This is a genomic window from Allomuricauda sp. M10 (assembly GCF_020782875.1).
Classification (GTDB): domain Bacteria; phylum Bacteroidota; class Bacteroidia; order Flavobacteriales; family Flavobacteriaceae; genus Flagellimonas.
This window is the reverse complement of sequence record NZ_JAJGBN010000003.1, coordinates 470,722-477,715: the sequence shown is the minus strand read 5'-3', so window position 1 is coordinate 477,715 and position 6,994 is coordinate 470,722. Positions and strand designations below refer to the sequence as shown.

9 protein-coding genes are annotated in these 6,994 nt (G+C 43.8%); 8 read left to right on the top strand and 1 reads right to left on the bottom strand.

Annotated elements, in window-relative coordinates:
- The 5 genes from LKX84_RS11125 to LKX84_RS11105 all read left to right on the top strand — a co-directional run.
- On the top strand, positions 1-420 hold a 420-nt coding region (locus LKX84_RS11125; protein ID WP_228237235.1), incomplete at its 5' end, for a hypothetical protein.
- Positions 421-423: 3 nt separating this feature from the next.
- Positions 424-1,584, top strand: coding sequence for a gliding motility-associated C-terminal domain-containing protein (locus tag LKX84_RS11120; RefSeq protein ID WP_228237234.1), 1,161 nt, complete (start codon positions 424-426; stop codon positions 1,582-1,584).
- A gap of 76 nt (positions 1,585-1,660) precedes the next feature.
- Entirely contained in the window at positions 1,661-2,395 is a 735-nt protein-coding gene (locus LKX84_RS11115; protein ID WP_228237233.1) for a M15 family metallopeptidase, read from the top strand.
- 40 nt (positions 2,396-2,435) lie between these two features.
- Positions 2,436-3,200 (top strand): M48 family metalloprotease, encoded by a 765-nt coding sequence (locus LKX84_RS11110; protein WP_228237232.1) that lies wholly within the window; start codon positions 2,436-2,438, stop codon positions 3,198-3,200.
- A 118-nt stretch (positions 3,201-3,318) separates the two neighbouring features.
- The gene (locus tag LKX84_RS11105; protein WP_228237231.1) at positions 3,319-3,486 is read left to right on the top strand and encodes a DUF6747 family protein; all 168 of its coding nucleotides are present in this window, start codon (positions 3,319-3,321) and stop codon (positions 3,484-3,486) included.
- A gap of 100 nt (positions 3,487-3,586) precedes the next feature.
- Here LKX84_RS11105 and LKX84_RS11100 read toward each other — a convergent pair whose 3' ends face one another.
- Positions 3,587-3,973: an ankyrin repeat domain-containing protein gene (locus LKX84_RS11100; protein WP_228237230.1), complete on the bottom strand. Its 387-nt coding sequence runs from the start codon at positions 3,971-3,973 to the stop codon at positions 3,587-3,589.
- 204 nt (positions 3,974-4,177) lie between these two features.
- On the opposite strand from LKX84_RS11100, the gene gpmI reads away from it, so the two are divergent.
- The 3 genes from gpmI to LKX84_RS11085 are packed head-to-tail and all read left to right on the top strand — an operon-like array spanning position 4,178 to position 6,981.
- Entirely contained in the window at positions 4,178-5,695 is a 1,518-nt protein-coding gene (gene gpmI / locus LKX84_RS11095; protein ID WP_228237229.1) for a 2,3-bisphosphoglycerate-independent phosphoglycerate mutase, read from the top strand.
- Positions 5,696-5,738: 43 nt separating this feature from the next.
- Positions 5,739-6,557: a type I methionyl aminopeptidase gene (map, locus tag LKX84_RS11090; protein ID WP_228237228.1), complete on the top strand. Its 819-nt coding sequence runs from the start codon at positions 5,739-5,741 to the stop codon at positions 6,555-6,557.
- 49 nt (positions 6,558-6,606) lie between these two features.
- A complete protein-coding gene (locus LKX84_RS11085; protein ID WP_228237227.1) occupies positions 6,607-6,981 on the top strand; it encodes a GxxExxY protein in 375 nt (124 codons plus the stop codon).
- Positions 6,982-6,994: the final 13 nt, after the last annotated feature.

Here is a 6,994-nt window from a genome sequence, read left to right as displayed (position 1 = left end):
AACAGCCCGATAACGGATGTGACCGACCCTACGGACCCACAGGACGCCGCAACTAAAGCATATGTAGATAATATAAACGTTACAAATGGCACTGGCATTTCTGTTAGTAATCCATCTCCCCAGAATTTTCAAGTAGCAGTTACAAATCCTGTAATCGCAATAGGAAGAATAACAGGAGGTACTGATAGTTCTATTGGGGCTACTGTAACAAATAATTCTGGAGGTTCATATACAGTTGATTTAACAATCTCACCCGCACCTTCTGATTATACAGTTCAACTGACAACGAATAGTTCATCAGGTCCTAGGACTATTCAAGTTACAAATCATGCGGCTACACAATTTAGTGTGCAGATTTATGATGGCTCCACAGGTTTAACTTCAGATTCAGACTGGTACTTCACAGTAATTTCCTTCTAAGATTTGAAAAAACTCTTTCACATACCATTCCTATTATTCACCAGCTTTGCCATGGCCCAAGCGGGGTTGTACAATACTGGCAATCTACAGGTGCATGGGTATATGGGCATCTACACCAATTTTATTAACGATGGCAACTTTGACCAGACCCAAGGCCTTGTCGGTTTCTATGGCAATAGTGTGATCAACGTAGCTGGCAGTATCCCGGCCACGCTCTGGGACATGGAGATCATGGTAACCAGCGATATGTTCCTTCACAATACCATGAACGTAAGGAACAACCTAAATTTTATTGATGGTAATGTAGACACTCCCACAATGGACCCAACGGTGCACCTCAATTTCTTGGACGAGGGCTTTTTTACGGGACAAAACGATATTTCCAAAGTTACCGGGTTTGCGGCTATGAACAACAGGGATATTTTCTTTTTCCCCGTAGGGGACCTCTATCAATTGCGGCCATTGACCCTGAATTCTGAAAGCATTTCCCCATTGGCCATCTGTGCCTATTTTTTTGAAAATCCCTCTTCACCCACATCCATTACAGAAACTTTTGATGTGAACCAAAAGACAAGGGAAATTGGAAACGTGTCCGAAACTGAATTTTGGGTCCTGCAAAGCGAGGTTCCGGCCCAAGTGACCATCGGCTGGAATAGCCGGAGCGGTTTGGGCCTCATCCCAAATGCAACTTTGGAATCCATCATTGTGGTGGGTTGGAGCAAAGCGACCAACAGATGGGAAATTATTGGCAATGCAGCCATCAGTGGCGATTTGAGCCAGGGGTTTGCAACCTCTGAATCCTTTTTGCCCAGTGAATATGCCGCCATTACCTTTGGTACCATACCGTTGCCCACGGATACCTTTGCTGTGGAAAACCCCACGTTGGGTAATTATTTCCTGAGCCCGAACGGGGATGGTATCAATGATTTTCTGGTCATTGATGGTTTGGAGGAATCCCCCAACAACCATCTGAGCATCTATAACCGTTACGGTCAAAAAGTATTCGAAAAAATCAACTACACCGATGATTTTCGGGGCATGGCCAACGCCGGCACCCTGATCTTGAACCAAGAGCAAGGCCTGGCCGAAGGGGTTTATTTTTATTTGGTGTCCCTTTTTGATCTTCAATTGGAGTACACCGGTTTTATTTTCCTAGATCGATAAACTGACAGGGGTTACACGTCAATTTGTGACCTGTTTACAAAAAATACTTCTTAACTTGGAAGCCAAAATGTTTTCCATGAAAAGAAGGACTTTTATCAAATCGACTTCCTTAACGGGCATGGCCTGTACCCTACCGCCATTCATCACTACATCTTTCAACAGCGATTACAGTACCGAAGAGCTTATGGGCAAAGCCGATGTGGAGCTTTTTGGGGAAGGCATCAATTTGAGAAAAGAGGCTTATGAATCCTTCCTAGAGATGAAAAAAGCCGCATACACGGCTGGATACGATATCAAGATGGTATCCAGTTTTAGGGATTTCTACAGGCAAGAAGCCATTTGGGAACGCAAGTATATCCAATATACCGAAGATGACGGTATGGATCCCTTGAGGGCCATTGACAAGATCATTGAATATTCCACCATACCCGGTACAAGTAGACATCATTGGGGAACGGATATCGACATCATTGATGGGTATCCCAAATCAACCGGGGATGTATTGGTCCCGGAAAAATTCGAGGCAGGTGGCCCGTTTGAAGGCCTTAAATTGTGGTTGGATGAAAATTCCGAAAAGTTCGGTTTCTACTTGGTGTACAACAACGATCCAAGAAGACGGGGCTTTAAATACGAACCTTGGCATTACAGTTATGCGCCTATTTCCATTCCCATGCTTTCGGCCTACCGCAGACTGAATGTTTTAAGACTACTTGAAAAGGAGGAATTTTTGGGTACGGAGCATTTCACCACCGGGTTTATCAAAACCTATGTACAGGACAATATTTTGGATATCAACCCAAATCTTTTGTAGACCTTTTTTTGTATCTTCCACTAGCTAGAACACTACCACCATGAGAAGAGGAAGTTGGAAGATCCGTATTTTTATCGGCTTGGCCATCGTGGCCTTTGCCTTTATCCGCAGATGCAGTAACCAAGAAGAAAACCCCTATACCGGACGGGTGCAGAACATCAACATGTCTGCAGAGCAAGAAATTGCGATCGGGTTGCAGACCGCTCCTGAAATGGCCCAACAACACGGCGGACTTTACCCTGATCAACGCATGCAGTCCTTGGTGGACAACGTGGGCAACCGATTGGTAGAGCACAGTGTGGCCCGCGAAACCCCATATGAGTATGAATTCCATTTGCTGGCAGATGACCGGACCATCAATGCCTTCGCCCTACCTGGTGGCCAGATCTTTATCACTTATGCGCTCTTTTCCCAATTGAACGAAGCTCAGTTGGCAGGCGTTTTAGGCCATGAGATCGGGCATGTAATCGGGAGGCATTCTGCGGAACGTATCGCCGAGAGCAGTTTTTGGCAAACTTTGGCCACGGGAGCTTCGGTAGGTGGAGACATGGGCAATTTGGTTGCAGGCATTGGCCAAAATACCTTATTGAAGAATGGAAGAGGTGATGAACTGGAAAGCGATGACCTCGGTGTACTCTTTATGATCCAGTCCGGGTACGATCCCAATGAAATGATCAAGGTCATGGAAATATTAAAGGCGGCGGCCGGTCCCAACCGAGTTCCGGAGTTTCAAAGCACACACCCAGACCCTGAGAACAGGATAGAAAAAATAAAGGAATCCATCCATAAATATTCAGGTCGATAGAATCGACACTTTCATCGAGAAAAGAGGAGGTTTGTCTTTATTTCGTTACCTTTGAAAGAACCCCAAGTCTACAACACCATTCTTATCCCATTTGTGCTATCCAAAAAGAGAGAACACTATGGGAACACTATTACACTTTAAGCACCTCTATTTGGAGGCATTCGACGATTGTAAACCGAGCTTTGTGGTACTTTTTTTGAAAGGGTACTCCATTTTCTGTGCAGTAATGCTGTTTATGGCATTCTATGCTTTGCTGTACAGGGCATTTACCGGCTTCGAATTTTAATTTCGAGAACCACTCTTTTGCAAGAACACTAGATATGTAAATGAGACAAAAAGGCCCGCCTGGATAGGCGGGCCTTTTGTTTTGGATGAATAAACCCCTTCTATTTTTTCATAGCTTCTTCCAATACGGCCAATGCCTCATCGGCATGGGACATTTTAGCATATTTAATAGCGCTCATTCCTTTATCGCAACGCGATTTAAGGTCGGCACCATTGTCGATAAGAACTTGGAGTACTTCTGCCCTGTTGTAACGGGCTGCGTAATGGATCGGCGCCCTGCCCAAAGATTTTTGGTTGACATCCTCTCCCAGTTCAATAAGTTTTTTTACGGTTTCCACATCGCCTTTCATAACTGCCTTACAGAAGGCACTGAGGTCTTCGGTTACCGTTGTCATGTCCAATTTGGTGTTGGTGGGAAGTTCTTTGGCGGAAACGCCGGTTGCTGCTAGCATACAAATTGTAGCTACTGCCAAAATTGTTTTTTTCATGATGAATTGATTTTGATTAATGAATGTTGTATAAAAGTAGACTTGAAAAAAACAAGACTGTTACGGGATTAACAGTTAAATAACTTAAGTTTAACAATATCTCATGTTTAACATAAAATAATTAACAAAATCGCAATAAGAAATCCAAACAATTCTTAGGGGATACCGTGAGATCACTTTATTTTTGGGGTAGAATTTAACACCATGAAGAAGAAGGTAATCCTAATGATTTTGGATGGATGGGGAAAATCTCCCGATCCCAAGGTTTCCGCCATTGAACAGGCCAATACTCCATTTATTGATTCGCTTTATACACAATACGCCAATGCCGATCTGCACACGGACGGAATGAATGTTGGCCTGCCCGAAGGTCAGATGGGAAATAGTGAAGTAGGACACATGAACCTCGGTGCAGGAAGGATCGTTTACCAAGATTTGGCCAAGATCAACAAGGCTGTAAAGGAAAACACCCTAAAAGATGAACCTGTTTTGAAGGATGCCTTAGCTTATGCCAAAGCTAACAACAAACCGGTCCATTTTCTGGGATTGGTGAGTGATGGAGGCGTACATAGCCATATCGACCACATAAAGGCATTGATCCAAGTGGCACAAGATGCCGGCGTTCAAAAATCCTTTGTCCATGCTTTTACCGATGGACGAGACGTAGATCCCAAAAGCGGCAAAGGCTTTTTGGTGGACCTGGCCAACTTCTGCTCGGATAAAAACACCAAATTGGCTACCGTTATTGGTAGGTATTATGCCATGGATCGCGATAAACGTTGGGAACGTGTAAAACTGGCATATGATGTCATGGTGAATGCCGAAGGTGAAAAAATCACCGACATTGGTGCGGCCATGCAAAAAAGTTATGATGAAGGCGTTACCGATGAATTTGTAAAACCTTTGGTATTGACTGATGGTTCCGGCGAACCTTTGGCACAAATAAAAGAGGGCGATGTGGTCATCTTTTTCAACTTCAGGACAGACCGTGGCCGAGAGCTTACCCAAGCGTTGAACCAACAGGATTTTCATGAGCAGAACATGCACAAAATGAATTTGTACTATGTTACCATGACCAATTATGACGAATCCTTCAAGGGTGTCAAGGTCATCTATGACAAGGACAATATTCAAGATACCCTAGGCGAAACGCTTGCCAAAAATGGAAAGAAACAGATTCGGATTGCCGAAACGGAAAAATATCCTCACGTAACCTTCTTCTTCAATGGAGGCCGTGAGGAGCCTTTTGAAGGGGAACAACGTATTCTTTGTCCTTCTCCAAAAGTGGCCACTTATGACCTTCAACCGGAAATGAGTGCCTACGATATTCGAAATGCCATTATTCCAGAACTTAAAAAAGGAGAGGTCGATTTTGTTTGTCTCAATTTCGCCAACCCAGATATGGTGGGCCATACTGGAGTTATGGAAGCGGCCATCAAAGCCTGTGAAACGGTAGATGAATGTGCCAAAGATGTAATCACTGCCGGTTTGGAGAATGGTTATTCCACCATCGTGATTGCCGATCACGGTAACTGCGATACCATGGTAAACCCTGATGGAAGCCCGAATACGGCGCACACTACCAACCCGGTGCCGTTGATCATTGTGGACAAGGACATCAAAGAGGTAAAAAGTGGGGTTTTGGGAGATATTGCCCCAACTATCTTAAAAATGATAGGGGTTCCGCAACCAGCCTTAATGACCCAAAAACCTTTGGTTTAGCCCAATGTCACAAAATCCATAGATTCAATTTATCTTTGCGGCTATGATTCAAGTAAAGACAGCAGAGGAAATTGAATTGATGCGCGAAAGTGCCCTAGTGGTATCCAGAACTTTGGGCATGTTGGCCAAAGAGATCAAACCAGGTGCCAATCCCTTGAAATTGGATAAAATGGCCGAGGAATATATTCGTTCCCAAGGCGCCGTGCCCGGTTTTTTGGGGATGTACGATTTTCCGAACACCCTAAACTGGAGCCCCAATACCCAAGTAGTACATGGCATTCCGAACAATGAACCCCTAAAGGATGGTGATATTGTTTCTGTGGACTGCGGTGCCGTAAAAAATGGTTTTCATGGAGACCATGCCTATACCTTTCAAGTAGGAGAAGTGGCCGAAGCAACCAAAAAACTGCTGAAAGTCACCAAAGAATCCCTTTACATTGGCATACGTGAATTTAAGGAAGGAAACCGTGTGGGTGATGTGGGTTATGCCATTCAAAAATACTGCGAAGACCATGGTTACGGTGTAGTTCGTGAATTGGTGGGTCATGGATTGGGCAAGGACCTTCATGAAGACCCCCAAATGCCCAATTATGGCAAACGTGGTCGCGGTAAAAAGTTTGTAAACGGTATGGTTGTGGCCATTGAACCTATGATCAATATGGGCACCCAACGCATCAAACAATTAAAGGATGGTTGGACCATTTTGACCGCCGATGGCCAACCAAGTGCGCACTTTGAACACGACGTAGCCCTAGTGGATGGCAAACCGGAACTGCTTTCCACCTTCCAATACATTTATGAAGCATTGGGAATCACCAGTAACGAGGAAGACGAGTTTAGGGCAAAGAAATTGGTGCTATAAAATTCCTCAATTTGTATATTGACACGAATTTCACCAATTACTCAAATAAATGTCCCAAATCATTTATAAACATGAGTCCTATTTTGTCATTGGTTTATGCATGGATGTCCACAATGAACTTGGTAAAGGATTCAACGAAGCCGTTTATGGCGATGCCCTTGAAATTGAACTAAAGTCCAACGGGGTCCCATATCAAAGAGAAGTAAAATTCAATATTGATTATAAAGGTCAAACTCTGAAACATCAATATTATGCAGATTTTATAGTGGATGACAAAATTATTCTGGAATTAAAGGCAGTCGAAAAAATATCCAGTGGCCATATCAAACAAACCTTAAATTATCTAGCTGCGTCCAAAATGAAGCTGGGGTTGATTGTGAATTTTGGCGAGGACCAACTTAATTATAAGAGAGTGTTGCTATAGGCCATTCGTGAAA

What these genes read in the sequence shown, in the direction of transcription:
- LKX84_RS11105 (WP_228237231.1), top strand. Translation starts at nt 3,319, where the DNA reads ATGGGAACACTATTACACTTTAAGCACCTCTATTTGGAGGCATTCGAC.
- LKX84_RS11110 (WP_228237232.1), top strand. Translation starts at nt 2,436, where the DNA reads ATGAGAAGAGGAAGTTGGAAGATCCGTATTTTTATCGGCTTGGCCATC.
- gpmI (WP_228237229.1), top strand. Translation starts at nt 4,178, where the DNA reads ATGAAGAAGAAGGTAATCCTAATGATTTTGGATGGATGGGGAAAATCT.
- map (WP_228237228.1), top strand. Translation starts at nt 5,739, where the DNA reads ATGATTCAAGTAAAGACAGCAGAGGAAATTGAATTGATGCGCGAAAGT.
- LKX84_RS11115 (WP_228237233.1), top strand. Translation starts at nt 1,661, where the DNA reads ATGAAAAGAAGGACTTTTATCAAATCGACTTCCTTAACGGGCATGGCC.
- LKX84_RS11100 (WP_228237230.1), bottom strand. Translation starts at nt 3,973, where the DNA reads ATGAAAAAAACAATTTTGGCAGTAGCTACAATTTGTATGCTAGCAGCA.
- LKX84_RS11085 (WP_228237227.1), top strand. Translation starts at nt 6,607, where the DNA reads ATGTCCCAAATCATTTATAAACATGAGTCCTATTTTGTCATTGGTTTA.